Origin of the sequence: uncultured Ramlibacter sp., from assembly GCF_936925435.1 — a bacterium.
Taxonomy (GTDB): Bacteria; Pseudomonadota; Gammaproteobacteria; order Burkholderiales; family Burkholderiaceae_C; genus Ramlibacter.
This window is the reverse complement of the sequence record NZ_CAKZHQ010000022.1, coordinates 118,305-144,835: the sequence shown is the minus strand read 5'-3', so window position 1 is coordinate 144,835 and position 26,531 is coordinate 118,305. Positions and strand designations below refer to the sequence as shown.

21 protein-coding genes and 3 tRNA genes are annotated in these 26,531 nt (G+C 66.7%); 19 read left to right on the top strand and 5 right to left on the bottom strand.

Going from position 1 to position 26,531, the window contains the following annotated elements; translation table 11 throughout:
* The first annotated feature begins 29 nt into the window (after window positions 1-29).
* The 8 genes from clpP (at window position 30) to Q0632_RS10730 (ending at window position 7,034) form a co-directional block, all read left to right on the top strand.
* On the top strand, window positions 30-638 hold the full coding sequence (clpP, locus tag Q0632_RS10765) for an ATP-dependent Clp endopeptidase proteolytic subunit ClpP (protein ID WP_298928735.1): 609 nt from the start codon (window positions 30-32) through the stop codon (window positions 636-638).
* A 122-nt stretch (window positions 639-760) separates the two neighbouring features.
* On the top strand, window positions 761-2,026 hold the full coding sequence (gene clpX, locus Q0632_RS10760; protein ID WP_298928732.1) for an ATP-dependent Clp protease ATP-binding subunit ClpX: 1,266 nt from the start codon (window positions 761-763) through the stop codon (window positions 2,024-2,026).
* Window positions 2,027-2,168: 142 nt separating this feature from the next.
* Window positions 2,169-4,589: an endopeptidase La gene (lon, locus tag Q0632_RS10755; protein ID WP_298928729.1), complete on the top strand. Its 2,421-nt coding sequence runs from the start codon at window positions 2,169-2,171 to the stop codon at window positions 4,587-4,589.
* A gap of 50 nt (window positions 4,590-4,639) precedes the next feature.
* A tRNA-Gly gene (locus Q0632_RS10750) sits at window positions 4,640-4,715 on the top strand.
* A gap of 94 nt (window positions 4,716-4,809) precedes the next feature.
* Window positions 4,810-4,883, top strand: a tRNA-Cys gene (locus tag Q0632_RS10745).
* 59 nt (window positions 4,884-4,942) lie between these two features.
* A tRNA-Leu gene (locus Q0632_RS10740) sits at window positions 4,943-5,034 on the top strand.
* Between the two features lie 14 nt (window positions 5,035-5,048).
* Window positions 5,049-5,675 carry a DUF6806 family protein gene (locus Q0632_RS10735; RefSeq protein WP_298928727.1) on the top strand — a complete coding sequence of 209 codons (627 nt, stop codon included), beginning with the start codon at window positions 5,049-5,051 and terminating at the stop codon, window positions 5,673-5,675.
* Between the two features lie 57 nt (window positions 5,676-5,732).
* Complete coding sequence (locus Q0632_RS10730; protein ID WP_298928724.1) at window positions 5,733-7,034, top strand: MFS transporter; 1,302 nt, start codon at window positions 5,733-5,735, stop codon at window positions 7,032-7,034.
* On the opposite strand, the gene murI is transcribed toward Q0632_RS10730, so the two are convergent.
* Window positions 7,031-7,849, bottom strand: a complete 819-nt coding sequence (gene murI, locus Q0632_RS10725) for a glutamate racemase (protein ID WP_298928720.1) — start codon at window positions 7,847-7,849, stop codon at window positions 7,031-7,033. The genes Q0632_RS10730 and murI overlap by 4 nt on opposite strands.
* Before the next feature lie 2 nt (window positions 7,850-7,851).
* Window positions 7,852-9,402 (bottom strand): fumarate hydratase, encoded by a 1,551-nt coding sequence (locus tag Q0632_RS10720; RefSeq protein ID WP_298928717.1) that lies wholly within the window; start codon window positions 9,400-9,402, stop codon window positions 7,852-7,854.
* 254 nt (window positions 9,403-9,656) lie between these two features.
* Between Q0632_RS10720 and Q0632_RS10715 the strand changes: the two genes are divergently transcribed.
* The 9 genes from Q0632_RS10715 to nhaA all read left to right on the top strand — a co-directional run bounded on the left by Q0632_RS10715 (window position 9,657) and on the right by nhaA (window position 21,261).
* Complete coding sequence (locus Q0632_RS10715) at window positions 9,657-11,327, top strand: ABC transporter substrate-binding protein (protein ID WP_298928714.1); 1,671 nt, start codon at window positions 9,657-9,659, stop codon at window positions 11,325-11,327.
* 21 nt (window positions 11,328-11,348) lie between these two features.
* On the top strand, window positions 11,349-12,296 hold the full coding sequence (locus tag Q0632_RS10710; protein ID WP_298928708.1) for an ABC transporter permease: 948 nt from the start codon (window positions 11,349-11,351) through the stop codon (window positions 12,294-12,296).
* Between the two features lie 3 nt (window positions 12,297-12,299).
* Window positions 12,300-13,202: an ABC transporter permease gene (locus tag Q0632_RS10705; RefSeq protein WP_298928705.1), complete on the top strand. Its 903-nt coding sequence runs from the start codon at window positions 12,300-12,302 to the stop codon at window positions 13,200-13,202.
* Window positions 13,199-14,248, top strand: a complete 1,050-nt coding sequence (locus tag Q0632_RS10700; RefSeq protein ID WP_298928702.1) for an ABC transporter ATP-binding protein — start codon at window positions 13,199-13,201, stop codon at window positions 14,246-14,248. The genes Q0632_RS10705 and Q0632_RS10700 overlap by 4 nt, the downstream gene beginning before the upstream one ends.
* Window positions 14,245-15,234 carry an ABC transporter ATP-binding protein gene (locus Q0632_RS10695; protein ID WP_298928696.1) on the top strand — a complete coding sequence of 330 codons (990 nt, stop codon included), beginning with the start codon at window positions 14,245-14,247 and terminating at the stop codon, window positions 15,232-15,234. Before Q0632_RS10700 ends, Q0632_RS10695 begins: the two co-directional genes overlap by 4 nt.
* 76 nt (window positions 15,235-15,310) lie before the next feature.
* Complete coding sequence (locus Q0632_RS10690; protein ID WP_298928693.1) at window positions 15,311-16,579, top strand: Zn-dependent hydrolase; 1,269 nt, start codon at window positions 15,311-15,313, stop codon at window positions 16,577-16,579.
* A 178-nt stretch (window positions 16,580-16,757) separates the two neighbouring features.
* Window positions 16,758-18,599, top strand: coding sequence for a hypothetical protein (locus Q0632_RS10685; RefSeq protein WP_298928689.1), 1,842 nt, complete (start codon window positions 16,758-16,760; stop codon window positions 18,597-18,599).
* Between the two features lie 66 nt (window positions 18,600-18,665).
* The gene (fumC, locus tag Q0632_RS10680; protein WP_298928687.1) at window positions 18,666-20,057 is read left to right on the top strand and encodes a class II fumarate hydratase; all 1,392 of its coding nucleotides are present in this window, start codon (window positions 18,666-18,668) and stop codon (window positions 20,055-20,057) included.
* Between the two features lie 25 nt (window positions 20,058-20,082).
* Window positions 20,083-21,261, top strand: coding sequence for a Na+/H+ antiporter NhaA (gene nhaA, locus Q0632_RS10675; RefSeq protein WP_298928684.1), 1,179 nt, complete (start codon window positions 20,083-20,085; stop codon window positions 21,259-21,261).
* Between the two features lie 55 nt (window positions 21,262-21,316).
* On the opposite strand, the gene Q0632_RS10670 is transcribed toward nhaA, so the two are convergent.
* On the bottom strand, window positions 21,317-21,925 hold the full coding sequence (locus Q0632_RS10670) for a YqhA family protein (RefSeq protein WP_298928681.1): 609 nt from the start codon (window positions 21,923-21,925) through the stop codon (window positions 21,317-21,319).
* A 152-nt stretch (window positions 21,926-22,077) separates the two neighbouring features.
* On the opposite strand from Q0632_RS10670, the gene acs reads away from it, so the two are divergent.
* Window positions 22,078-24,063: an acetate--CoA ligase gene (gene acs, locus Q0632_RS10665; protein ID WP_298928678.1), complete on the top strand. Its 1,986-nt coding sequence runs from the start codon at window positions 22,078-22,080 to the stop codon at window positions 24,061-24,063.
* A 51-nt stretch (window positions 24,064-24,114) separates the two neighbouring features.
* On the opposite strand, the gene Q0632_RS10660 is transcribed toward acs, so the two are convergent.
* Window positions 24,115-24,420: a c-type cytochrome gene (locus Q0632_RS10660; RefSeq protein ID WP_298928675.1), complete on the bottom strand. Its 306-nt coding sequence runs from the start codon at window positions 24,418-24,420 to the stop codon at window positions 24,115-24,117.
* A gap of 112 nt (window positions 24,421-24,532) precedes the next feature.
* On the opposite strand from Q0632_RS10660, the gene Q0632_RS10655 reads away from it, so the two are divergent.
* A complete protein-coding gene (locus Q0632_RS10655; protein WP_298928672.1) occupies window positions 24,533-24,775 on the top strand; it encodes a TIGR04438 family Trp-rich protein in 243 nt (80 codons plus the stop codon).
* A 47-nt stretch (window positions 24,776-24,822) separates the two neighbouring features.
* Here the strand turns inward: Q0632_RS10655 and ilvD are convergent, their stop codons facing one another.
* Window positions 24,823-26,517: a dihydroxy-acid dehydratase gene (gene ilvD / locus Q0632_RS10650; RefSeq protein WP_298928669.1), complete on the bottom strand. Its 1,695-nt coding sequence runs from the start codon at window positions 26,515-26,517 to the stop codon at window positions 24,823-24,825.
* Between the last annotated feature and the right edge of the window lie 14 nt (window positions 26,518-26,531).

The window sequence follows — 26,531 nt, the reverse complement described above, 5'->3', positions numbered from 1 at the left end:
ACAGTAGGCGTAACGAAACGGAGCATTCCATGAGCGCACTTGAGACCCAGAACCTCGGCATGATCCCGATGGTCATCGAGCAGTCGGGCCGCGGCGAGCGGTCCTATGACATCTACTCGCGCCTGCTCAAGGAGCGGGTGATCTTCTTGGTCGGCGAGGTCAACGACCAGACCGCCAACGTGATCGTGGCGCAGCTGCTGTTCCTGGAGAGCGAGAACCCGGACAAGGACATCTCGTTCTACATCAACTCGCCGGGCGGCAGCGTCACGGCCGGCATGGCGATCTTCGACACCATGAATTTCATCAAGCCGGCCGTGTCCACCCTGTGCTGCGGCTTCGCCGCCAGCATGGGCGCCTTCCTGCTGGCCGCCGGCGAGAAGGGCAAGCGCTTTTCGCTGCCCAACTCCAAGATCATGATCCACCAGGTGCTGGGCGGCGCCCGCGGCCAAGCCACCGACATCGAGATCCATGCGCGCGACATCCTGCGCACCAAGGACCAGATGAACCGCATCCTGGCCGAGCGCACCGGCCAGCCGCTGGAAAAGATCAAGAACGACACCGAGCGCGACTACTTCTTGGAGGCCGAAGAGGCCAAGGCTTACGGCCTGATCGACCAGGTCATCGCCAAGCGTCCCTGAGGCCGGCCGCCGGCGCCGCCGGGCGCCGGGTTGCACAGCCGCAACGGCGCTCCCTGTAACAGGGGAAGCGCCGTTTGCTATTTGGGTATCATTGAGAAACACCTTCTGAGGGCACAGCGCACATGGCCGAGAAAAAAGGCTCTTCCAGCGAAAAAACGCTCTATTGCTCCTTCTGCGGCAAGAGCCAGCACGAGGTCAAGAAGCTCATCGCCGGACCTTCCGTCTTCATCTGCGACGAGTGCATTGACCTGTGCAACGAGATCATCCGCGATGAGTTGCCCACCGGCGATGAGACCAAGGAAGCACGCGGCGACCTGCCCACTCCGGTGGAGATCAAGTCCAACCTCGACAACTACGTGATCGGCCAGGAGCCGGCCAAGCGGACGCTGTCGGTGGCGGTGTACAACCACTACAAGCGGCTGCGCCACAAGGAAAAGGCCAAGAAGGACGAGGTCGAGCTCACCAAGAGCAACATCTTGCTGATCGGCCCCACCGGCTCGGGCAAGACCCTGCTGGCCCAGACTCTGGCGCGCATGCTGGACGTGCCCTTCGTGATGGCCGACGCCACCACGCTGACCGAGGCTGGCTACGTCGGCGAGGACGTCGAGAACATCATCCAGAAGCTGCTGCAAAGCTGCAACTACGAGGTCGAGCGGGCCCAGCGCGGCATCGTCTACATCGATGAGATCGACAAGATCTCGCGCAAGTCCGACAACCCCTCCATCACCCGCGACGTCTCGGGCGAGGGCGTGCAGCAGGCCCTGCTCAAGCTGATCGAAGGCACCATGGCCAGCGTGCCGCCGCAGGGCGGGCGCAAGCACCCCAATCAGGATTTCCTGCAGATCGACACGACCAACATCCTGTTCATCTGCGGCGGTGCCTTCGCCGGCCTGGAAAAGGTCATCGAGCAGCGCACCGAGTCCTCGGGCATCGGCTTTGGCGCCGCGGTCAAGAGCAAGCAGCAGCGCAGCCTGACCGACGTGTTCCGCGATGTCGAGCCGGAGGACCTGATCAAGTTCGGCCTCATCCCCGAGCTGGTCGGCCGCATGCCGGTGGTCGCCACCCTGGCCGAGCTCAGCGAGGACGCTCTGGTGCAGATCCTGACCGAGCCCAAGAACGCCCTGGTCAAGCAGTACGGCAAGCTGCTGCAGATGGAGGGCGTGGACCTGGAGATCCGCCCCAACGCCTTGCGCGCCATCGCCCGCAAGGCGCTCAAGCGCAAGACCGGCGCCCGCGGCCTGCGCTCCATCCTGGAGCAGTCGCTGATCGACACCATGTTCGAGCTTCCCACCACGTCCAATGTGGACAAAGTGGTCGTGGACGAGTCGACCATCGACGAGAACAAGCCGCCGCTGCTGGTCTACCGCGAAGCCGCGAAAAAGGCTTGAAACAGCCGGTTATCGGGGCCTGAAGATCTGCCCTCTGGTGGTATCTTGCTTGTCTTCCCACCCGCAGCCTCGCAGGGGACCGCGGGTGGGTTGAAAATGCCCTATTCCAGTCCATATTCGACTGGTAACAACAAGGATTCCCATGTCCGGACACGTCCCCCTGCCTGCAACCGCCATCGACCTGCCGCTCCTGCCGCTGCGGGACGTGGTGGTGTTCCCCCACATGGTCATTCCGCTGTTCGTCGGCCGTCCCAAGAGCATCAAGGCCCTGGAAGCGGCGATGGAAGCCGAGCGGCGCATCATGCTGGTGGCCCAGAAGGCCGCCGCCAAGGACGAGCCCTCGGTGGGCGACATGTTCGAGGTGGGCTGCGTGTCCACCATCTTGCAGATGCTCAAACTGCCCGACGGCACCGTGAAGGTGCTGGTCGAAGGCCAGCAGCGCGCCACCGTCAACCGCATCGAGGACGGTGAACTGCATTTCACCGCCAACGTCACGCCGGTGGACGCCTCGGGCCAGGAGCCCAAGTCCAGCGAGATCGAGGCCCTGCGCCGCGCGGTGATGCAGCAGTTTGACCAGTACGTCAAACTGAACAAGAAGATTCCGCCGGAGATCCTGACCTCGATCTCCAGCATCGACGATCCCGGCCGCCTGGCCGACACCATCGCCGCCCACCTGCCGCTCAAGCTGGACAACAAGCAGGTCGTCCTGGACCTGGCCGACGTCAAGCTGCGCCTGGAGAACCTGTTCGAGCAGATCGAGCGCGAGGTCGACATCCTCAACGTCGACAAGAAGATCCGCGGCCGCGTCAAGCGCCAGATGGAAAAGAACCAGCGCGACTTCTACCTCAACGAGCAGGTCAAGGCCATCCAGAAGGAACTGGGCGAGGGTGAAGAGGGCGCCGACATCGAGGAGATCGAGAAGAAGATCAAGCTCGCCAAGATGCCCAAGGAAGCCCTGAAGAAGGCCGAGGGCGAGCTCAAGAAGCTCAAGCTCATGTCGCCCATGTCGGCCGAGGCCACCGTGGTGCGCAACTACATCGACGTGCTCACCGGCCTGCCCTGGAGCAAGAAGACCAAGATCAAGCACGACCTGGCCAACGCCGAGAAGGTGCTCAACGAGGACCATTACGGGCTGGACAAGGTCAAGGACCGCATCCTCGAATACCTCGCGGTGCAGCAACGCGTGGACAAGGTCAAGGCGCCCATCCTGTGCCTGGTCGGCCCGCCCGGCGTGGGCAAGACCTCGCTTGGCCAGTCGGTCGCCAAGGCCACCGGCCGCAAGTACGTGCGCATGGCCCTGGGCGGCATGCGCGACGAGGCGGAGATCCGCGGCCATCGCCGCACCTACATCGGCGCGTTGCCGGGCAAGGTGCTGCAAAGCCTGGGCAAGATCGGCACGCGCAATCCGTTGTTCCTGCTCGACGAGATCGACAAGCTGGGCACGGACTTCCGCGGCGACCCCTCCAGTGCGCTGCTCGAAGTGCTGGACCCGGAACAGAACCACACCTTCGGTGACCACTACGTTGAGGTCGACTTCGATCTGTCGGACGTGATGTTCGTGGCCACCTCCAACTCGATGAACATCCCGCCGGCGCTGCTCGACCGGATGGAAGTGATCCGCCTGTCGGGTTACACCGAGGACGAGAAGACCAATATCGCCCTGAAGTACCTGCTGCCCAAGCAGCTGAAGAACAACGGCCTGAAGGATGTGGAACTGCTGGTCACGGAAGAAGCCATCCGCGATGTGGTGCGCTACTACACCCGCGAAGCGGGCGTGCGCTCGCTCGAGCGCGAACTGTCCAAGATCTGCCGCAAGGTGGTCAAGGGCCTGCAGCTCAAGAAGCTCAAGCCTCTGGTCACGGTCAACGGCGAGAACCTGCACGACTACCTGGGCGTGCGCAAGTTCACCTACGGCCGCGCCGAGCAGCAGAACCAGGTCGGCCAGGTCGTGGGCCTGGCCTGGACCGAGGTCGGCGGCGACCTGCTGACCATCGAGGCGGCGCTGATGCCCGGCAAGGGCGTGATCACCACCACCGGTTCGCTGGGCGACGTGATGAAGGAATCGGTCTCGGCTGCCCGCACCGTGGTGCGCAGCCGCGCCCGCGGCCTGGGCATTCCCGATGAAGTGTTCGAGAAAAAGGACATGCACATCCACGTGCCCGACGGCGCCACGCCCAAGGACGGCCCCAGCGCCGGCGCGGCGATGACCACCGCCATGGTGTCGGCCCTGACCGGCATCCCGGTGCGCGCCGACGTCGCCATGACCGGCGAGATCACGCTGCGCGGCGAGGTCACGGCCATCGGCGGCCTGAAGGAAAAACTGCTGGCAGCCCTGCGCGGCGGCATCAAGACGGTGCTGATCCCCGAAGAGAACCAGAAGGACCTGCAGGAGATTCCGGACAACGTCAAGCAGGGCCTGGAGATCGTGCCGGTCAAGTGGATCGACAAGGTGCTGGAACTGGCGCTGGAGCGCCCGCCCACGCCCCTGCCCGACGACGAACCGGCAGCGGCCGCCGCGCCGGTGGCAGCGCCGGTCACAACGCCCGCCTCAGTGAAACATTGAGGATGGTTGCAAAGAGCCAAAAAATTGCGCTATAATTCGAGGCTCGAAATGCGGGAATAGCTCAGTTGGTAGAGCGCAACCTTGCCAAGGTTGAGGTCGAGAGTTCGAGACTCTTTTCCCGCTCCATATTTCAAAAGCAGCAGTGCTGCTTTTGCCGGTAGAACCGGTAAAAGGGAAGCTTCGGCTTCCCTTTTTCATGCGGCAACAGCGAACGGATTCGGGCGCGATAGCAAAGCGGTTATGCACCGGATTGCAAATCCGGCTAGCCCAGTTCAACTCTGGGTCGCGCCTCCAGACATACAGCCCCGACAACCCAGGTTGCCGGGGCTGTTTTGTCTTACATTGGGCTCGAAGCCTCGATGGTGAAATTGGTAGACACAGCGGACTTAAAATCCGCCGCTACCCGCAAGGGGGCGTGCCGGTTCAAGCCCGGCTCGAGGCACCAGCCGGAGTACGAACATGTCCAACTACAACGCCCCTTTTGAAATCCACGTCCACGGCGATGTGCCTCTGCGCGCCGATGTGAGCTTCGCCCAGCTGCAGGAGGCCCTCAAACCGCTGTGGAAGTACGCCGGCGCCAAATCGCTGGCCGACGCCGCCGAAAGCACCTACGAGGAAGAGTCGGGCCTGAAGTTCGACGCCGCCAAGCACCTGCTGACCATGTGCTGGACGCTGCCGGGTGACGAGGACTTCCGCCAGTCGCTCGACGAAATGTGCATGAGCCTGAACGAACTGGCCGATCAGGGCGCCGCGATCGAGGTGACCTTCTACGACGCCGAGTTCGACGAGGAAGAAGAGCGCCCCGAGGCCGAATCGCGCGACGACTTCATCATGCTGTTCGTCGGGCCCAATCCGGCGGCCATCATGCAGGTGCAGCGCGACCTGCTGGTCGAGGACGTGGTCAACCTGATGGAGCGCCATTTCGACGGCGCCGAATTGGGCGGCGTGGTCGGCGAGATCGACAAGCTCTTCAGCCAGCGCTTTGACGCCCTGGTCAACTCGCTGGAGATCGGCCGCCCGCCGCGCGGCAGCGGTGGGACCGGCGGAGGCCACGGCGGCGGACGCCGCCCGCGCCACCTGCACTGATCCGGCCGGGCCGTCACCGGCCTGGGCTATGCTGCGCTCCAACCAAGGAGACGCAGCGTGGCCCTTTTTTCCAGGGAAGCTCTCAATCCCGGCGTGCGCCGGCGCGAGGTGTTCGGCTGGGCGATGTACGACTTCGCCAACTCGGGCTACACCACGGTGATCATCACCGCCGTGTTCGCCGCCTACTTCGTCGGCGGGATCGCGCAAAAGGCCGAGTGGGCCACGTTTGCCTGGACGGCGGCTCTGAGCACCTCCTACGCCATCGTCATGCTCACCATGCCCAGCCTGGGCGCCTGGGCCGACCTGCGCGCCGCCAAAAAGAAGCTGCTGATGATGGTGACGGCCGGATGCGTGCTCAGCACCGCGGCCCTGGCCCTGGCCGGCACCGGCTCGGTGGCGTTGGCGGTGGCGCTCATCATCTTGTCCAACACCTTCTATGCCTGGGGCGAATCGCTGACGGCGGCCTTCCTGCCGGAGCTGGCGCGGCCTGAGTCGCTGGGCAAGGTCAGCGGCTGGGGTTGGGGCTTCGGTTACTTCGGCGGCATGCTGGCCCTGGGCATCAGCCTTGGCTACGTGCTGTGGGCGCAAAAACAGGGCATTCCCGCCAGCAGCTTCGTGCCGGTGACGGTGCTGCTGACGGCCGCCATCTACGGCTCGGCCTCGCTGGTGACATTCTGGCTGCTGAGCGAGCGTGCCCAGCCCAATCCCGCGGCCGCACAGCAGAGCGGCCTGCAGGCCTCGCTGCGCCAGTTGCAGCAGACTTTCCGCCAGGCCCGGCGCTACCGAGACTTCATGTGGCTGCTGGCCTGCGCGGTGTTCTACCAGGGCGGCGTGGCGGTGGCGATCACGCTGGCGGCCATCTACGCCGAGCAGGTGATCGGCTTCGAGCCGCAGGAGACCATGGTGCTGATCTTCGTGCTCAACCTGGCGGCCGCCGGCGGCGCCTTCGCCTGGGGCTACCTGCAGGACCGTATCGGCCACAAGCTGGCCCTGGGCAGCACCCTGGTCGGCTGGATCGCCACCTGCGTGATCGCCGCTGTCAGCACCAGCAAGGGCCAGTTCTGGTGGGCCGCCGCCATCGCCGGCCTGTGCATGGGCTCCAGCCAGTCGGCCGGCCGTGCCATGGCCGGTCTGTTTGCGCCGCCCAGGCAGCTGGGCGAGTTCTTCGGCCTGTGGACCTTCGCCATCCGCCTGGCCAGCGTGATCGGCCCCCTGAGCTACGGCGCCATTGCCTGGGCGACCGGCGGCAACCAGCGCATCGCCATCCTCTCGACCACGGTGCTGTTCTTCGTCGGCCTGGTGCTGCTGCTGAAGGTGGACGTGGCACGCGGCCGCGCCGCGGCCTTGCAGGCCCCCTAGCGGCCCAGCCAGCGCGTGGCGGTGGCGTGCAGGGCTGCCTGCCCAGCGCTGGCCTGCAGCGTGATGCTGCCCACGCCTTGCGTGCGCAGCAGGCCGGCGGCTCCCAGCAGGCGCCGGGTCTGGCGCGCCACCGGCTCGCCGGTCTCGATCAAGGCCACCTCCGGTCCGGCCAATTCGGCGAAATGGTTCGCGGCAAAGGGGTAGTGGGTGCAACCGAGCACCAGGCTGTCGATTTGCCCATTTTTGGAGCCAAATCGGCCGCTAGCCCGCGTGTATTCTTCGCAGAGCGCTCTGATTTTTGTAGCGTCGTCGGCTTCGATGGCAGCGGCCAGGCCGTCGCAGGGCTGGAGCAGGAACTCTGCTTCATCGCGCAGCGAGGCATGCAACGCTGCAAATTTGGCCGAGGCCAGCGTGCCGCGCGTGGCCAGCACGGCGATGCGCCGGGTGCGGCTGCGTGCCGCCGCCGGCTTGAGCGCAGGCTCGACGCCGACCAGGGGCAGTCCGGGATGGCCGGCGCGCAGCAGGTGCACGGCTGCGGCTGTCGCCGTGTTGCAGGCCACGACCAGGGCCTTGATGCCGTGCTCTTCGCGCAGTTGCTGTGCAATGGCCTGCGAGCGCTGGGCCACGAAGGCGTCGTCACGCTCGCCATACGGCGCGTTGCCGCTGTCGGCGAAGTAGACGAAGTCTTCCTGCGGTAATTCGGCGCGCAGCGCCCTGAGCACGCTCAAGCCGCCGACACCGCTGTCGAACACGCCGATCGGCCGATCGGCGCTCGTGATGCTGCCGATGGGTGCGGCGGCGGCGCCAGCGCGCATCGTCAGGCAGCGGCGACCGGGATGTTCTTGAACTCGCCGGTGGCGATGCGCTTTTGCCACTCGGCCGGGCCGGTGATGTGGGCGCTGGTGCCTCCGGCATCCACAGCCACGGTCACCGGCATGTCGACCATGTCGAACTCGTAGATGGCTTCCATGCCCAGGTCGGCAAAACCCACGACCTTGGCGGTCTTGATGGCCTTGGACACCAGGTAGGCGGCGCCGCCCACGGCCATCAGGTAGGCGCTCTTGTGCTTGCGGATGGCCTCGATGGCGACCGGGCCGCGCTCGGCCTTGCCCACCATGGCGATCAGGCCGGTCTGGGCCAGCATCATCTCGGTGAAGCCGTCCATGCGGGTGGCCGTGGTGGGGCCGGCCGGGCCCACGGCCTCGCCCTTGATGGGATCGACCGGACCGACGTAGTAGATGACGCGGTTGGCGAAGTCCACCGGCAACTGCTCGCCCTTGGCCAGCATGTCCTGGATGCGCTTGTGGGCGGCGTCGCGGCCGGTCAGCATCTTGCCGTTCAGGAGCAGGGTGTCGCCCGGCTTCCAGCTGGCGACTTCTTCCTTGCTCAAGGTGTTGAGGTCGACCTTCTTGCTCTTCTTGTAGTCGGGCTCCCAGTTGACGTCGGGCCACAGGTCCAACGAGGGCGCGTCCAGGTAGACCGGGCCCGATCCGTCCATGACGAAGTGCGCATGGCGGGTCGCCGCGCAGTTGGGGATCATGGCCACAGGCTTGCTGGCCGCGTGCGTGGGGTAGAGCTTGATCTTGATGTCCAGCACCGTGGTCAGGCCGCCCAGGCCCTGCGCGCCGATGCCCAGGGCGTTGACCTTCTCGTACAGCTCCAGGCGCATCTCCTCGACCTTGTCCAGCGCCTCGCCGCGCGAGGACTTGGCCTGCAGCTCGTACATGTCGATGTCGTCCATCAGCGATTCCTTGGCCATCAGCACGGCCTTTTCGGCCGTGCCGCCGATGCCGATGCCCAGCATGCCCGGCGGGCACCAGCCGGCGCCCATGGTGGGCACGGTCTTGAGCACCCAGTCAACCACCGAGTCGCCCGGGTTGAGCATGATCATCTTGCTCTTGTTCTCGCTGCCTCCGCCCTTGGCCGCCACCGTGATGTCCAGCTTGTCGCCGGGGACCAGCTCGGTGAAGATCACCGCCGGCGTGTTGTCCTTGGTGTTCTTGCGGGCGAACTGCGGGTCGGCCACGACCGAGGCGCGCAAGGTGTTGTCCGGGTGGTTGTAGCCGCGGCGCACGCCTTCGTTGATGGCGTCGTCCAGGCTGCCGGTGAAGCCTTCCCAGCGCACATCCATGCCGACCTTGAGGAAGACGTTGACGATGCCCGTGTCCTGGCAGATGGGCCGGTGGCCGGTGGCGCTCATGCGGCTGTTGGTCAGGATCTGGGCGATCGCATCCTTGGACGCCGGGCTTTGCTCGCGCTCGTAGGCGCGCGCCAGGTGGGCGATGTAGTCGGCCGGGTGGTAGTAGCTGATGTACTGCAGGGCGGCGGAGATCGACTCGATCAGATCGTTGGCTTTGATGGTCGTCATGGCTTTTGAGAGGGTAGGGAGAGGCGTTGGCAGATTATCCCAGACGCTGTTGGGCCCCAGTGGCCTTCCTGGTGCGCCACCAGCGGGATTTGCGTCTTGCTGGTGCGCCGGCCTCCGAAGGCGTGCGCGGATGCTTGTCGCCGATGTTTGGTGAGAACGGGCGCTCATGGCACAGCCGTTGCTTAGGAGCTGTAGCTGATCCCAAGCGGAAACCCCATGCCGGACACCGCGTCAGCCTCAACTCTGGAGCCCCGATGATCCTGTCCGCCGCCCTCCCAAGCCTGTCCAAACCGGCCCGTGCCATCGCGCTTGCTGCCGGCGTGCTCGCCACCTTTGCCTCGCCCGTCCTGCTGGCCCAGGACAAGGTCTTGCGCATCGCCATGACGGCGGCCGACATTCCGCGCACGCTGGGCCAGCCGGACCAGGGTTTCGAGGGCAACCGCTTCACCGGCATCCCCATGTACGACGCGCTGACGCACTGGGATTTGTCCAAGTCCGACCGGGCCAGCGTGATCATTCCCGGCCTGGCCACGGCCTGGGCGGTTGATGCCAAGGACAAGACCAAGTGGGTCTTCAAGCTGCGCCCGGGCGTGAAGTTCCACGACGGCTCCGAGTTCAATGCCGACGCCGTGGTGTGGAACGTGCGCAAGGTGCTGGACAAGGACGCGCCGCATTTCGACGCCAGCCAGGTGGGCGTCACCGCCTCGCGCATGCCGACGCTCAAAAGCGCCCGCAAGATCGACAACCTGAGCGTGGAACTGACCACCACCGAGCCCGATGCCTTCCTGCCCCTGAACCTGACGAACCTGTTCATGGCCAGCCCGGTGCACTGGCAAAAGAAGTTCGACGCCGCTGCCGGCGCCACGCCGACCGACAAGGCCAAGACCGCATGGACGGCTTTCGCTGCGGACGCTTCGGGCAGCGGACCGTTCAAGATGGTGCGCTTCGTGCCGCGCGAGCGGCTCGAAGTGGTGGCCAACAAGGCCTACTGGGACCCCCTGCGCACACCCAAGATCGACCGCGTTGTGATGCTGCCCATGCCCGAGGCCAATGCCCGCACCGCGGCCCTGCTGTCCGGCCAGGTCGACTGGATCGAGGCGCCGTCCCCCGACGCCATGGGCCCGATCCAGTCCCGCGGCTTCAAGATGTACTTCAACCAGCAACCCCACGTGTGGCCGTGGCAGCTGTCCTTCGCGGACGGCTCGCCCTGGCTGGACAAGCGGGTGCGCCAGGCCGCCAACCTCTGCGTCGACCGCACCGGCATGCTCAAGCTGCTGGGCGGCATGATGGCCATTCCCAAGGGCACGGTGCCGCCGGGCCATCCGTGGTGGGGCAACCCGAAGTTCGACATCAAGTACGACCCGGAAGCGGCTCGCAAGCTGATGGCCGAGGCAGGCCACAGCACTGCCAAGCCCTTGAAGGTCAAGGTGCAGATCTCCGCCAGCGGTTCCGGCCAGATGCAGCCCCTGCCGATGAACGAGTTCGTGCAGCAGTCGCTCAAGGCCTGTGGCTTCGACGTGCAGTTCGACGTGATCGAGTGGAACACCTTGTTCACCAACTGGCGCAAGGGCGCGAAGGATCCCTCGGCCAACGGCGCCAACGCCATCAACGTGAGCTTCGCCGCGATGGACCCGTTCTTCGCGATGGTGCGCTTCGTCAGCACCAAGACCTTCCCGCCGGTCAGCAACAACTGGGGCTACTTCGGCAACGCGGAAGTCGACAAGCTGGTGGCGGATGCGCGCAATGCCTTCGACGACAAGGCGCGCGACGCCGCGCTGGCAAAGCTGCACGCGCGCATCGTCGAAGACGCGCCCTTCGTCTGGATCGCCCATGACGTCGGCCCGCGCGCCATCAGCGCCAAGGTCAAGGGCGTGGTCCAGCCGCAAAGCTGGTTCATCGACATCGCCACCATGTCCATGGATTAAGGGCGCAACGGGAAGGCGCGCATGCTTGGTTTTCTGCTGCGCCGGCTGCTCTACACGCTGCCGATCATGGCGGGGGTGGCGCTGGTGTGTTTCGCCCTGGTGCACCTCGCGCCGGGCGATCCGCTGGTGTCCATCCTCCCGCCCGATGCCTCGGTGGAGTTGCAGGAGCGGCTGCGCGAGCTGTATGGCTTCAACCGCTCCTATCCGGAGCAGTTTGCCGGCTGGGTCTGGCGCGCCGTGCAGGGTGACCTGGGCACCTCCATCGCTTCGGGCCGGCCGGTGGCCTCGGAGGTGCTGCGGGCGGTCGGCAACACGTTGCGGATCGCCCTGCTGGCGACGCTGATCGGCTTCGTCCTGGGCTGCATGTTCGGCTTCGTGGCCGGTTATTTCCAGCATTCGTGGATTGACAGGGCGGCCTCGCTGGTCTCCGTGCTGGGCGTCAGCGTGCCCCACTACTGGCTGGGCATGGTGCTGGTGATCGTGTTCTCGGTGTTCCTCAACTGGCTGCCGCCGGGCGGCGCCGGTGCTTCCACCGAGTGGGCCTGGGACTGGGAACACTTCAAGCACATGCTGCTGCCCGCCGTGACCATGAGCGTGATCCCCATGGGCATCATCTCGCGCACCGTGCGCGCGCTGGTGGCGGACATCCTGGCGCAGGAGTTCATCGTCGGCCTGCGCGCCAAGGGCCTGACCGACCTGGGCATCTTCCTGCATGTGGTGAAGAACGCCGCGCCCACCGCGCTGGCTGTGATGGGGCTGCAACTGGGGTATCTGCTGGGAGGATCGATCCTGATCGAGACGGTGTTCTCCTGGCCCGGCACCGGCTTTCTGCTGAACTCCGCGATTTTCCAGCGCGACCTGCCGCTGCTGCAGGGAACGATCCTCGTGCTGGCGATGTTCTTCGTGGTGCTCAACCTGCTGGTGGACGTCGTGCAGACCCTGCTGGATCCGCGCATCGCGCGCGCCTGAGAGATGCCCGTGCTGCAAGCCACCGCCCAGACACCTTCCCAGATCGGGGCCATCGCCCTCGAACGCTCGCCTGGCTACTGGCAGACCGTGCTGCGGCGCTTCCTGCGCGAAAAGGTGGCGCTCGGTGCCGGCATCGTCATCGCGCTGCTGCTGCTGCTGGCCGTCTTCGCGCCGCTGCTGGTGCCTATGGATCCCTATGCCGCGGCCATGCTCAACCGTCTCAAGCCCATCGGCTTTGCCGGCCATCCGCTGGGCACGGACGAACTGGGGCGTGACATGCTCTCGCGTTTGATGGTGGGCTCGCGGCTGTCCCTGTTCATGGGCATCACGCCGGTGATCTTCGCCTTCCTGGCCGGCTCGTTGATCGGCATCACGGCCGGCTATGCCGGCGGTTGGCTCAACAACGTGATCATGCGCACCGTCGATGTGTTCTACGCCTTTCCCTCTGTGCTGCTGGCCATCGCGCTGTCGGGGGCGCTGGGCGCCGGCACGACCAACTCGCTGATCTCGCTGACCATCGTCTTCATCCCGCCCCTGGCGCGGGTGGCCGAAAGCGTCACCACCCAGATCCGCCACCGCGACTTCGTCGATGCCGCGCGCGCCTCCGGTGCCGGCGCCTTCACCATCGTGCGGGTCCATGTGCTGGGCAACGTCATGGGGCCGATCTTTGTCTACGCCACCAGCCTGGTGGCGGTGTCCATGATCCTGGCCTCGGGCCTGAGCTTCCTGGGGCTGGGCGTGAAGCCGCCCGAGCCGGAATGGGGCCTGATGCTCAACACCCTGCGCACCGCCATCTACATCGAGCCCTGGCTGGCCGCGCTGCCGGGCGTGATGATCTTCATCACCTCGATCGCCTTCAACCTGCTGGCCGACGGCCTGCGTTCGGCGATGGAGATCAAGCAGTGAGCGCGGTGGACGTGGGTGGACCGGCCCAGCCCCTGCTGACGGTGCGGGGTCTGGTCAAGCATTTCCCCCTGAAAAAGGACGTGCTGGGGCGCGGCGGCGGCGTGGTGCGCGCGGTGGACGGCATAGCCTTCGATATCCGCAAGGGCGAGACGCTGGGCGTGGTGGGCGAGTCCGGCTGCGGCAAGTCGACCACCGCCCGCTTGCTCATGCACCTGATCGCCGCAGACCGCGGCGACCTGACCTTCGACGGCGAAACGGTGGCTGGCGCGGCGCTGCCGCTCAAGCAGTTCCGGCGCCAGGCGCAGATGGTGTTCCAGGACAGCTACGCCTCGCTCAACCCCCGGCTCACGATGGAAGATTCGATCGCCTTCGCCCCCCAGGTGCACGGCGCATCGCGCCAGGCCGCGGTGGCGCGGGCCCGCGACCTGCTGGCACGCGTGGGGCTGGAGCCCAGCCGCTTTGCCGGGCGCTACCCGCACGAGCTGTCCGGCGGCCAGCGCCAGCGCGTCAACATCGCCCGGGCCCTGGCGTTGCAGCCGCGGCTGGTCATCCTGGACGAAGCCGTGTCGGCATTGGACAAGTCGGTCGAAGCCCAGGTGCTGAACCTGCTGCTGGACCTGAAGCAGGAATTCGGCCTGACCTACCTGTTCATCAGCCACGACCTCAACGTGGTGCGCTACATGAGCGACCGCGTGATGGTGATGTACCTGGGCCAGGTGGTGGAGATCGGCGCGAGCGAAGCCCTGTTCAGCGAGCCCGCCCACCCTTACACACGGGCGCTGCTGTCCTCCATCCCGTCGCTGGACCCGGACCGGCGCACCGAGCAGCCGCCACTGGCGGGTGACCCGCCGGACCCGATCAACCCGCCCTCGGGCTGCCGCTTCCATCCCCGCTGCAAGCACGCGGAAGTTGTGTGCGCGCAGCGCAGCCCAGCCTTGCTGCCGGTTGCTGCCGGCCAGGTGGTCGCCTGCTGGATGCATGTGGCGGGCAGCGGGCACAGCGCTGCCCCCGTGGCCGCAGCGTGTGGCTCGGAGCTCAGCCCGTGAGCGCGCAAGAACCCTTTGTCGACGTGCGCCAGCTGCACGTCAGTTTCACCGGTGGCGGCAAAGTCGTGGAGGCGGTCAGCGGGGTCGACCTGCAGGTGCAGCGCGGCGAGGTGGTGGCGTTGATCGGTGAGTCCGGTTCCGGCAAGAGCGTCACGCTGCGCAGCCTGCTGCGGCTGCACCCGCCCCAGCGCACCCGCATCGAAGGCGCGGTGCGGGTGGGCTCGCACGATGTGCTCAAGCTGTCGCAGTCCGCGCTGGCCGCCTACCGCGGCAAGGTCGCCGCCATGGTTTTCCAGGAGCCGCTGCTGGCCATGGACCCGGTGTACACCGTCGGCGCGCAGATCGCCGAGGCCATCCGCCGCCATGAGCCGGTGAGCCAGGCCCAGGCCATGCAGCGCGCGCTGCAACTGTTCGAGCGGGTGCGCATCCCCAGTCCCGAGCGGCGCCTGCAGGCCTACCCGCACGAGCTGTCCGGCGGCATGCGCCAGCGCGCGATGATCGCGTTGGCTTTGGCCTGCCAGCCGCAGCTGCTGCTGGCCGACGAGCCGACCACGGCGCTGGACGCCACGGTGCAGATCCAGATCCTGCTGCTGCTGCGCGAGCTGCAACGCGAGCTGGGCCTGGCCGTGGTCTTCGTCACACACGACATCGGCGCCGCGGTCGAGGTGGCCGACCGCATCGCCGTGATGTACGCGGGCCGCATCGTCGAGGAAGGGCCGGTGCGCACCGTGCTGCGGTCCCCGCGCCATCCCTACACATTGGCGCTGCTGCGCAGCCGGGCCGACGGCGCGCTCGCCCGCAACACGCGGCTGGAAACCATCGCCGGCGCGCCGCCGGATTTGAGCGCCCTGCCTGCCGGCTGTGCCTTCGCGCCGCGCTGCAGCCAGGCCCAGGCTGCCTGCCTCGAAGCCCGGCCCGAAGTGCGCTGGCCCGAGGCCGGCCATGCGGTGCGCTGCCTGCTGGTGGAGCAGGGCGCGCCGGCATGAAAAGCAATGAAGACCAACCGATGAACCTGCGCAGCGGATCGTGCAAGACAACAGCGCGCCCTAGGGCGCGAAGGCCATGAAAGACCAAACCATCTCTTCCCTGACTGCTTCGCAGTTGCGCATCGACGGCCCGCGGCTGTGGCACAGCCTGATGGAGTTGGCGCGCATCGGTGCCACCGCCAAGGGCGGTGTCTGCCGGCTCGCCCTCAGCGACGAGGACCGGCTGGGCCGCGACCAGGTTACGGCCTGGGCCCGCGAGGCCGGACTGCAGGTGACTGTGGACCGCATCGGAAATGTGTTCATGCGGCGCGCCGGAGAGGATGAGAGCCTGCCGCCAGTGATGGCCGGCAGCCACATCGACACCCAGCCCACCGGCGGCAAGTTCGACGGCAACTACGGCGTGCTCGCTGGCCTGGAGGTGGTGCGCACGCTCAACGATCACGGCATCCGCACCCGCGCGCCGGTGGAGGTGGCGTTCTGGACCAACGAGGAAGGTTCGCGCTTCGTGCCGGTGATGATGGGCTCGGGCGTGTTCGCCGGCGCCTTCAGCCTGGAGCAGGCCTATGCCGCCACCGACGTTGCCGGCAAGACGGTGCGCGACGAGCTCGAGGCAATTGGCTACCTGGGGCCGCAGGTGCCGGGGCAGCACCCGGTGGGCGCCTACTTTGAAGTCCACATCGAGCAGGGCCCGGTGCTGGAGGACGCGGACGTGACCATCGGCGTGGTGGAGGGCGTGCTGGCCATCCGCTGGTTCGACTGCACCGTCACCGGCATGGAGGCGCACGCCGGCCCCACGCCGATGAAGCTGCGCCGCGATGCGTTGCAAGTGGCCACCCGGCTGATGCAGGAAGTCGTGGCTTCCGCGGCAAGCCATGGCCCGCACGGGCGCGGCACCGTCGGCATGGTGCATGTGCATCCCAACAGCCGCAACGTGATTCCCGGACGGGTGCAGTTCTCGATCGACCTTCGCAACGCCACCGACACAGCGGTGGATGCCCAGGTTGCGCAGGTGCAAGCCTGCGCCACGCGGCTGCAGGCCGAGACGGGGCTGGCGATCCACATCGAACTGGTTTCCAGCTACCCCGCGCAGCAGTTCGACGCCGCGAGCGTTGCCGCCATCGCGCAGGCCGCGCGGGACCTGGGCTACAGCCACATGCCGGCGGTGTCCGGCGCTGGCCACGACGCGATCTACCTGGCGCGGCGCGCCCCGGCCGCCATGGTCTTCATCCCCTGCAAGGACGGCATCAGCCACAACGAGATCGAGGATGCGAGAGCGGACCACGTGGAGGCGGGTGCGAACGTGCTGTTGCGCGTGATGCTGGAGCGGGCGGGGGTGGTGGAGTAAGGGCCCTGCACGCTTGGTCAGCGCGCGCAGTTACACCTGCTGCGCACCGGATGCGCCAGAATGAAAGTTCACCAGGGTGCACGCAATGGCCATTGTTTCCGCACAGCTACGCGACTACTACCTCGCCTATCTCGGTCGGCCGAGGGACGCTTATGCCCAGTATGGGTCCGGCGATAGCATGCAAAGCCCCGGCCTGGGGCGGGCCTTCTTCGGCTCGGCCGAATTCGGCCCCTCGACGGATGTGCCGGCGCTGATCGAAGCGGCCTACCAACGCCTGTTCAACCGCGGCGCCGAACCGGCGGCGCAGGCCTACTGGGCCGCCGAGGTGGCTTCCGGCCGGCTGGGCCTGGCGGATCTCCCCATTGGCTTGCTGCAGGGTGCGCAGAACACCGATCGCACGACAGTGGCCAACAAGCTGCAGGCCGCTGCCGCCTTCGAAGCCGCCCTGGACACGCAGCTGGAGAACACCTATTACTCCGGGACCGCCGCCGGGAACTCGGCGCGGTCCTGGCTGCTGGCCGTGAGCAATGATCCAGCGAGCGTGACTGCTGCGGTGGCCGGTGCCCAGGTTGCGATGTCCGCCGCGGCAGCGCTGGGCCAGCCGCCCGGCCGGCCTTTCGAGCTCACTACCGGCGCGGACACCATCGATGGCAGCGTCAACACCACTGCCTCAAGCAGCCTGTTCGTGGCGTCCACCGGCAGCGACTTCTTCCGGGCGCCACAGGGCACGCTGGATGCAAGCGACAGGCTGGACGGGGGCGGTGGCTCCGACACCCTGATATTCCTTGGCGGCGGCAACCTCGACACCACCGGCCTGCGCGTCAGCGGCATCGAACAGGTATGGCTCGACGGCGCTCGGGCCGTGGTCAACCTTGCCGGCATCGCCGGCCTGACTACGGTGGGCATGCACGTGCATGGCGCCATGGTGCTGCGCGGCCTGAACAGTGCAGTCAGCCTGGCCGTCCAGGCCTACGAAGGCGCGGACTTGAGCGTGGAATTCGCCGACCGCGACGCGGCCGGCACCACCACCGCGACCCTTGCCCGCGTTGACCAGATCACCGGGCAGGCGGCGACCATCCATCTGCCCGGCGTCGAATCGCTGGTGCTGCAGGCATCCTCTGCCGGCCTGGTACTGGACGTGCCGCAGATGCGGACACTGAATCTGGATTTCACCACCAACTACACCGGCAACCCCCGCTTCACGGGCCTGGGATCTGCGTTGCAGGTCAATGCCACAGGGCAGGGCTCGCTGGACCTGACCGGCATGCTGGGCGGCGCCACGGTGGTGGACATCGATCTGAGCGGTGCAGCCGGGTTGCGAGGGGTGGCCGGCACCAACGTGCGCAGCATCGAATCGACCGGTGCGGGCCAGGTGCGCCTGTCGTTCGAGCCGGGCCGGTCCGAGCGCATGACAGTGGCGCTCAATGGCACGGGTGCTTTCGAGCTGAATGCCGGGGGCCTCAACGGCATCACGGCCAAAGGCAGCGAGCACAACCAAAACCAGCTGATCGGCAGTGCCGGCATCGACATCTTCACCGGCGGCCGCGTCACGGGCGGCGATTTTTTCACTCTCTATTCCAGCCACTTTGCGGCTGCCAGCGCGGCCCAGCTGGCGGCCAGCGCCGACGAGTTCACCAACTGGGGCACGGGCCGGGATTTCATCCGCTACGGCGATTCTGCCCTGGCCCTGTTCACCGCCGTCACCGTCGACCATGCAACGGCGATGCCGGGCGTGGCCCGTATCTCCCAGGGCTACGCCAGCTTCGCCAGCGAAGGAACACTGGCGGAGAAGATCACCTGGACCGAAGCAGCCATCCAGGCGGGCGGGCCCGTGGCTGCCTACCAGACGGCCGTGGCCGCCTTCCTGCACGGCGGCGACCGCTACCTGTTCATCTCCAACGCCACTGCCGGCATCAACCCCGGCGATGCGCTGGTGCGGCTGGTGGGCGTGCAGACCACCGTCGGCCTGACGCTGGCCCACGGGGGCGTCCTGGCCGGGGAGGCCGAGCAGGTGGGCTGATCTGCGCGATACTGGCGGGCTTGGGCAAGGCTGTTCCCAGCCCGTAGCAGAGAGGGCGAGCACGCCATGAAGACCCGTTCCGAACGCGACACTTTCGGCCCCATCGCCGTCCCGGCCGAGCGCCTGTGGGGCGCACAGACGCAGCGCTCGCTGCAGAACTTCGACATCTCGGGCGAGCGCCAGCCGCGCGAAATCATCCGCGCCCTGGTCCAGGTCAAGCGTTCCAGCGCGGTGGTCAACCACCTGATGGGCCTGCTCGATGACAGCAAGGCCGCGGCCATCATCGCCGCCGCCGACGAGGTGCTGGCCGGCCAGCACACCGACGAGTTCCCGCTGGTGGTCTGGCAGACCGGCTCGGGCACGCAGAGCAACATGAACGTCAACGAGGTGCTGGCCAACCGCGCCAGCGAGCTGCTGGGCGGAGTGCGCGGCGAGGGCAGGCTGGTCCATCCCAACGACCACGTCAACATGAGCCAGTCGTCCAACGACGTCTTTCCCACCGCCATGCACGTGGCGGCGGTGGAGTCCATCCGCAACCGCCTGCTGCCTTCGCTGCAAAAGCTCGAGGCCACGCTGGCGCAAAAGAGCGAGGCGTTCAAGGACATCGTCAAGATAGGCCGCACCCACCTGCAAGACGCCACGCCCCTGACCCTGGGCCAGGAGTTCTCCGGTTACGTGGCGCAGCTGCAGCAGTGCGACCGTCACCTGCACGCCAGCCTGCCGCATCTGTGCGAGCTGGCCCTGGGCGGCACGGCCGTGGGCACGGGCCTGAACGCGCCGCCAGGCTACGCCGACAAGGTGGCGGCCGAACTGGCGCGCCTGACCGGCCTGCCTTTCGTCAGCGCGCCCAGCAAGTTCGAGGTGATGGCCGCGGCCGACGCCCTGGTCCACGCCCACGGCGCGCTCAAGACCCTGGCGGCCAGCCTGATGAAGATCGCCAACGACGTGCGCTGGCTGGCCAGCGGTCCGCGCAGCGGCATCGGCGAGCTGTCCATCCCCGAGAACGAGCCGGGCTCGTCCATCATGCCGGGCAAGGTCAATCCGACCCAGAGCGAGGCCGTGACCATGCTGTGCTGCCAGGTCTTCGGCAACGACGTGGCCATCAACTTCGGCGGCGCTTCGGGCAACTTCGAGCTCAATGTGTTCCGGCCGATGATCGCCCACAACTTCCAGCAGAGCGTGCGCCTGCTGGCCGATGGCATGCGCAGCTTCAACGACAACTGCGCCGTGGGCATCGAGCCCAATCGCGAGCGCATCAGCGAGCTGGTGGGCCGCTCGCTGATGCTGGTGACGGCGCTCAACCCGCACATCGGCTACGACAAGGCGGCCTTCATCGCCAAGAAGGCCCACAAGGAGGGCAGCAGCCTGCGCGAGGCCGCCATCGCCTCGGGCCATGTCACGGGCGAGCAGTTCGACGCCTGGGTCAGGCCCGGCGACATGGTCGGCGGCCAGGGCTGACGCCGCCGGCGTGTATCCTGCGGCGATGCTCCAGCGCCTGCACCGTCACTTCCAGCGTTTCGTGGCCTCGCAATCCACCGGCGGCATCCTGCTGGCCCTGGCGGCGCTGGTCGCGTTGCTGGTGAGCAATTCGCAGCTGGCGGACGAGTACCAGGACCTGCTGCGCACGCCCGGCCAGGTGGCCATCGGCGGCTCACTGGTGCTGGCCAAGCCCCTGCTGCTGTGGGTCAACGACCTGTGGATGTCAGCGTTCTTCTTCCTGGTGGGGCTGGAGATCAAGCGCGAACTGCTCGAGGGCGAGTTGTCCTCGCTCAAGCAGGCCCAGCTGCCGGCCGGCGCCGCACTGGGCGGCATGGTGGTCCCGGCGCTGATCTACGCGGCCATCAACCACGCCGACCCGGTGGCGCTGCGCGGCTGGGCCATCCCGGCGGCCACCGACATCGCTTTCGCGCTGGGCGTGCTGGTCCTGCTGGGCAGCCGGGTGCCGGCCTCGCTCAAGGTCTTTCTCACGGCGGTGGCCATCATCGACGACCTGGGCGCCATTGTCGTCATCGCGCTGTTCTACACCGCTGACCTGTCGTTCACCATGCTGCTGGCCGCGGCCACGGGGAGCGTATTGCTGTTGGCCCTCAACCGCGCCCGTGTCATGGCCATCGCGCCCTATGTGATCGTCGGCCTGGTGGTCTGGGTCTGCGTGCTCAAGTCCGGCGTCCATGCCACACTGGCGGGCGTCGTGACCGCCCTGGCCGTGCCGCTGGCCGATCCGCGCGGCGGCTCGCCACTCAAGCGCGCCGAACATGTGCTGCAACCCTGGGTGGCCTTCCTGGTGCTGCCTGTTTTTGCCTTCGTCAATGCCGGCGTGTCCCTGGCCGGCGTGACGCCGGCCTCGCTGGTGCAGGGCGTGCCGCTGGGCATCGCCGCAGGCCTGGTGCTGGGCAAGGCCATCGGCGTGTTCGGCGCGTCCTGGCTGCTGATCCGCTTTCGCGGCGCCGCGCTGCCGGCGCAGGCGAACTGGCAGCAGTTCTTCGGCGTCTGCGTGCTGTGCGGCATCGGCTTCACCATGAGCCTGTTCATCGGCGCCCTGGCCTTCGAGGGGCAGGGCCCGGCCTTCGAGATGCAGCTCAAGATCGGCGTGCTGGCCGGCTCGCTGGTCGCCGCCGTGCTCGGCACCCTGCTCCTGCTGCGCGCTTCGAAAGCAAAGTAAAAACGCCGCAAGCCCCCGTGGAAAGGACTTGCGGCGCTATCGAAAGCGTAGCGGATCAGTGGGGCTTGCTGGAGGCGATGCCCGACATGATCTTGTCGGTGTAGGCGATGGCGATGGACGACAGCAGGAAGGTGATGTGGATGGCCGTCTGGGCGATCAGCACCTTGTCCGAGTAGTTGTCGGCGTTGATGAAGGTCTTGAGCAGGTGGATCGAGGAGATGCCGATGATGGCGGTCGCCAGCTTCACCTTGAGCACCGAGGCATTCACGTGCGACAGCCACTCGGGCTGGTCGGGGTGGCCCTGCAGGCCCATGCGGCTGACAAAGGTCTCGTAGCCGCCCACGATCACCATGATCAGCAGATTGGAGATCATCACCACGTCGATCAGCGCAAGCACCACCAGCATGATGACGGTCTCGTTCAGGCCGGTCAGCGGTACGGTGGACTTGTAGCCGATGCTGCTGACCAGCGCCTCCAGCGCGGTCTTGCTGCCGAATGCTGCTTCCAGCAGATGCACCAGTTCCACCCAGAAATGGAAGACATAGACCGCCTGCGCAGCGATCAGGCCCAGGTACAGCGGCAGCTGCAGCCAGCGGCTGGCGAAGATCAGGTTGGGCACGGGACGCAGGGGGGAGATCTTGGGCGGGAAATTGGGGTCTTGCATGTGGGGGGCTTCGTGAGGAAGCGCGATTGTAGATTCGGCGGCGGCATGCCCCGGAAAGGGGTATCTTTGTAAGCTTGGCGCCAGTCAGTGCACTGTAAGTGCCAAACACGACAGTCCCGTGAAATTCCAAGTTCACCTGCGGAGACAATGCAATGAGTGCCATCGAGTCGGTTCTGGTCGAAAACCGTGTGTTCCCCCCTGCCGATGCCACGGTCAAAGCCGCGCGCATCTCCGGCATGGAGGCCTACAACGCGCTGTGCGCCGAGGCGGACAAGGACTTCGAGGGCTTCTGGGCCCGGCTGGCGCGCGAAAACCTGGACTGGAGCAAGCCCTTTGCCAAGGTGCTGGACGAGTCCCAGGCGCCGTTCTACAAGTGGTTCGAGGACGGCGAGCTCAACGCCAGCGCCAACTGCCTGGACAAGCACATGGGCACGCCGGTGGAGAACAAGACGGCCATCGTCTTCGAGGCCGACGACGGCGCCGTCACCAAGGTCACTTACAAGGAGCTGCTGGGCCGCGTGGCCCAATTCGCCAACGCGCTCAAGGCACAGGGCATCGCCAAGGGCGACCGCGTCATCGTCTACATGCCCATGACCATCGAGGGCGTGATCGCGATGCAGGCCTGCGCGCGCATAGGTGCCACCCACAGCGTGGTGTTCGGCGGCTTCTCGGCCAAGGCCCTGAACGAACGCATCATCGACGCCGGCGCGGTGGCCGTCATCACCGCCAACTTCCAGATGCGCGGCGGCAAGGAGCTGCCGCTCAAGTCCATCGTCGACGAGGGCATCGCCATGGGCGGCTGCACCACGCTCAAGACGGTGCTGGTCTATATGCGCACGCCCACGGCCTGCAACATGGTGGCCGGCCGCGACAAGACCTTTGACGCGGCGTTGCAGGGCCAGCCCAGCGACTGCAAGCCGCAGGCCGTGGGGGCAGAGCATCCGCTGTTCATCCTCTACACCTCGGGCTCCACCGGCAAGCCCAAGGGCGTGCAGCACTCCACCGGCGGCTACCTGCTGTGGGCCAAGCTGACCATGGACTGGACCTTCGACATCCGGCCCGAGGACGTGTTCTGGTGCACGGCCGACATCGGCTGGATCACTGGACATACCTACGTGGCCTACGGCCCGCTGGCCGCCGGCGCCACACAAGTCATCTTTGAGGGCGTTCCCACCTATCCGAACGCCGGCCGCTTCTGGCAGATGATCGAAAAGCACAAGGTCACGATCTTCTACACTGCGCCCACCGCCATCCGCTCGCTGATCAAGGCGGCCGAGGGCGACGAGAAGGTGCACCCGGCCCGCAGCGACTTGAGCAGCCTGCGCATCCTGGGCAGCGTGGGCGAGCCCATCAACCCCGAAGCCTGGATGTGGTACTACAAGAACGTGGGCGGCGAGCGCTGCCCCATCGTCGACACCTTCTGGCAGACCGAGACCGGCGGCCACGTGATCACGCCGCTGCCGGGCGCCACGCCCCTGGTGCCGGGCTCGTGCACGCTGCCGCTGCCGGGCATCATGGCGGCCATCGTCGACGAGCTGGGCAAGGACGTGCCCAATGGCTCGGGCGGCATGCTGGTGATCAAGCGGCCCTGGCCCTCGATGATCCGCACCATCTGGGGCGACCCGGAGCGCTTCAAGAAAAGCTATTTCCCCGAGGAGATGGGGGGCACCTACTACCTGGCCGGCGACGGCGCCGTGCGCAGCGCGGACCGGGCCTACTTCCGCATCACCGGCCGCATCGACGACGTCTTGAACGTGTCCGGCCACCGTCTGGGCACGATGGAGATCGAGTCGGCCCTGGTGTCCAAGACCGACCTGGTGGCCGAGGCCGCCGTGGTTGGCCGGCCCGACGACCTGACCGGCGAAGCCATCTGCGCCTTCGTCGTGCTCAAGCGCTCGCGCCCCACCGGCGAGGAGGCCAAGCAGATCGCCACCGAGCTGCGCAACTGGGTGGCCAAGGAGATCGGCCCCATCGCCAAGCCCAAGGACATCCGCTTCGGCGACAACCTGCCCAAGACCCGCAGCGGCAAGATCATGCGCCGCCTGCTGCGCAGCATCGCCAAGGGCGAGGCCATCACCCAGGACACCTCGACCCTGGAGAATCCGGCCATCCTGGAGCAGTTGGCGGAAAAGCTGTAAGACAACAAAAAACCCGCCTCGGCGGGTTTTTTGTTGGGGACTGCGCCCGGATTACTTGAGCGTCAGGACCCAGGCGGCCAGCTTCTTGGCCTCGGCTTCGCTGACCTGGGCGTTGGCGGGCATGGGCACGGGGCCCCAGACGCCGGAGCCACCCTTCTGGATCTTCACCGCCAGTTTGTCGGCGGCGCCGGCCTGGCCGGCGTACTTGCCGGCCACGTCCTTGTACGAGGGGCCGACCAGCTTTTTGTCGACTGCGTGGCAGGCCATGCAGTTCTTGGCCGTGGCCAGAGCCTGGTCAGCCAGCGCCGGGCCAGCCACCGCGGCGGCGGCAACAAGTGCGAACAAGGCACGTTTCATCGTGGATCCTCTTGGGGTTGGGTTATTCTTCAACGTCATTGTAGTGAGGGCGGTTGACCCGCTGTGTCAGCCCCCGGTAAAGCCGCCAACGGCCTCTGGTGAAGGAATAGCGATGTATCTGCTGGGTTTGGGAATCGTTCTGCTGGCCCTGTGGTACCTGGAAATCGGTCCCGTGGCCCTGTGGCCCTGGTACGTGGTGCTGTCTCCATTCGGCCTGGCGATGCTCTGGTGGGCCTGGGCCGACTGGTCGGGCTACACCAAGAAAAAGGCCATGGAAAAGGAAGACGCCAGGAAGAAGGCCCGCATCGAGAAGAGCCGCGATGCCCTGGGCATGGGCAACCGGCGCAAGCGCTAGGGCGCCTGCACAAAAAAGGGCGCCGCGCGGCGCCCTTTTGCTTTGCTTCAGTAGTTGTCCAGCACCGCGCCCTTGCTGGCACTGGCGGCATTGAAGGCGAACTTGGCCTGCACGCCGCGGGTGTAGCGTGGGGCCGGCGCGGTCCACGCGGCGCGGCGCTTGGCGATCTCGGCTTCCGGCACGTTCAGTTCCAGCACCAGCTTGTGCGCATCGATGGTGATGGAGTCGCCTTCGTTGACGAAGGCGATGGTGCCGCCGGCTGCCGCTTCCGGCGCCACGTGGCCGACCACCATGCCCCAGGTCCCGCCGGAGAAACGGCCGTCGGTGATCAGGCCCACGCTCTCGCCCAGGCCGGCGCCGATCAGGGCGCCCGTCGGGGCCAGCATCTCGGGCATGCCGGGGCCGCCCTTGGGGCCCAGGTAGCGCAGCACCATCACGTCGCCGGCGACGATCTTGCCGGCCAGAATGGCGGCCAGCGCCGACTGCTCGTCGTCGAAGACGCGCGCCGGCCCGGTGATCACCGGGTTCTTCAGGCCGGTGATCTTGGCCACAGCGCCCTCGGGCGAGAGGTTGCCCTTGAGGATGGCCAGGTGGCCCTGGGCATACATCGGCTTGTCGATGGGGCGGATCACGTCCTGGTCGGCACGCGGCGCGTCCGGCACATCCTTGAGCACTTCGGCAATCGTCTGGCCGCTGATGGTCAGGCAGTCGCCGTGCAGCAGGCCGGCCTGCAGCAGCACCTTCATCACCTGCGGGATGCCGCCGGCTTGGTGCAGGTCCACCGCCAGGTACTTGCCCGAGGGCTTGAGGTCGCACAGCACCGGCGTCTTCTGGCGGACGCGCTCGAAGTCGTCGATGGTCCATTCCACCCCGGCGGCGTGGGCGATGGCCAGGAAGTGGAGCACGGCGTTGGTCGAGCCGCCAGTGGCCATGATGACGGCCACCGCGTTCTCCAGCGCCTTCTTGGTGACGATGTCGCGCGGCTTGATGTCCCTCTTGATGGCCTCGATCAGCACCTTGGCCGACTCCTTGGCCGAGTTCTGCTTCTCGTCGTGCGGGTTGGCCATGGTCGACGAGTAGGGCAGGGACAGGCCCAGGGCCTCGAAGGCCGAGCTCATGGTGTTGGCGGTGTACATGCCGCCGCAGGAGCCCGGGCCCGGGATGGCGCGCATCTCGATCTCGCGCAGGTCTTCGTCGCTCATGTTGCCGGCGGCGTTCTGGCCCACGGCCTCGAACACGCTGACGATGTTCAGGTCCTGGCCCTTGTAGCGGCCCGGCAGGATGGTGCCGCCATAGACATAGATGGCCGGCACGTTGGCGCGCAGCATGCCCATCATGCCGCCGGGCATGTTCTTGTCGCAGCCGCCGACCACCACCACGCCGTCCATCCACTGGCCCTGCACGCAGGTCTCGATGCAGTCGGAGATGACTTCGCGGCTGACCAGCGAGTACTTCATGCCCTCGGTGCCCATGGCCATGCCGTCGCTGATGGTCGGCGTGCCGAAGATCTGGGCGTTGCCGCCGGCTTCCTCGATGCCGGCCACCGCCGCGTCGGCCAGCTTTTGCAGGCCGGAGTTGCAGGGCGTGATGGTGCTGTGGCCGTTGGCCACGCCGACCATGGGCTTCTTGAAGTCGCTCTCCTCGTAGCCCATGGCGTAGTACATCGAGCGGTTCGGCGCACGCGACTTGCCCTCGGTGATGTTCTTGCTGCGGCGGTTGATCTCGATGGGTTTGGTGTCCATGGTCTCGTGGGTGT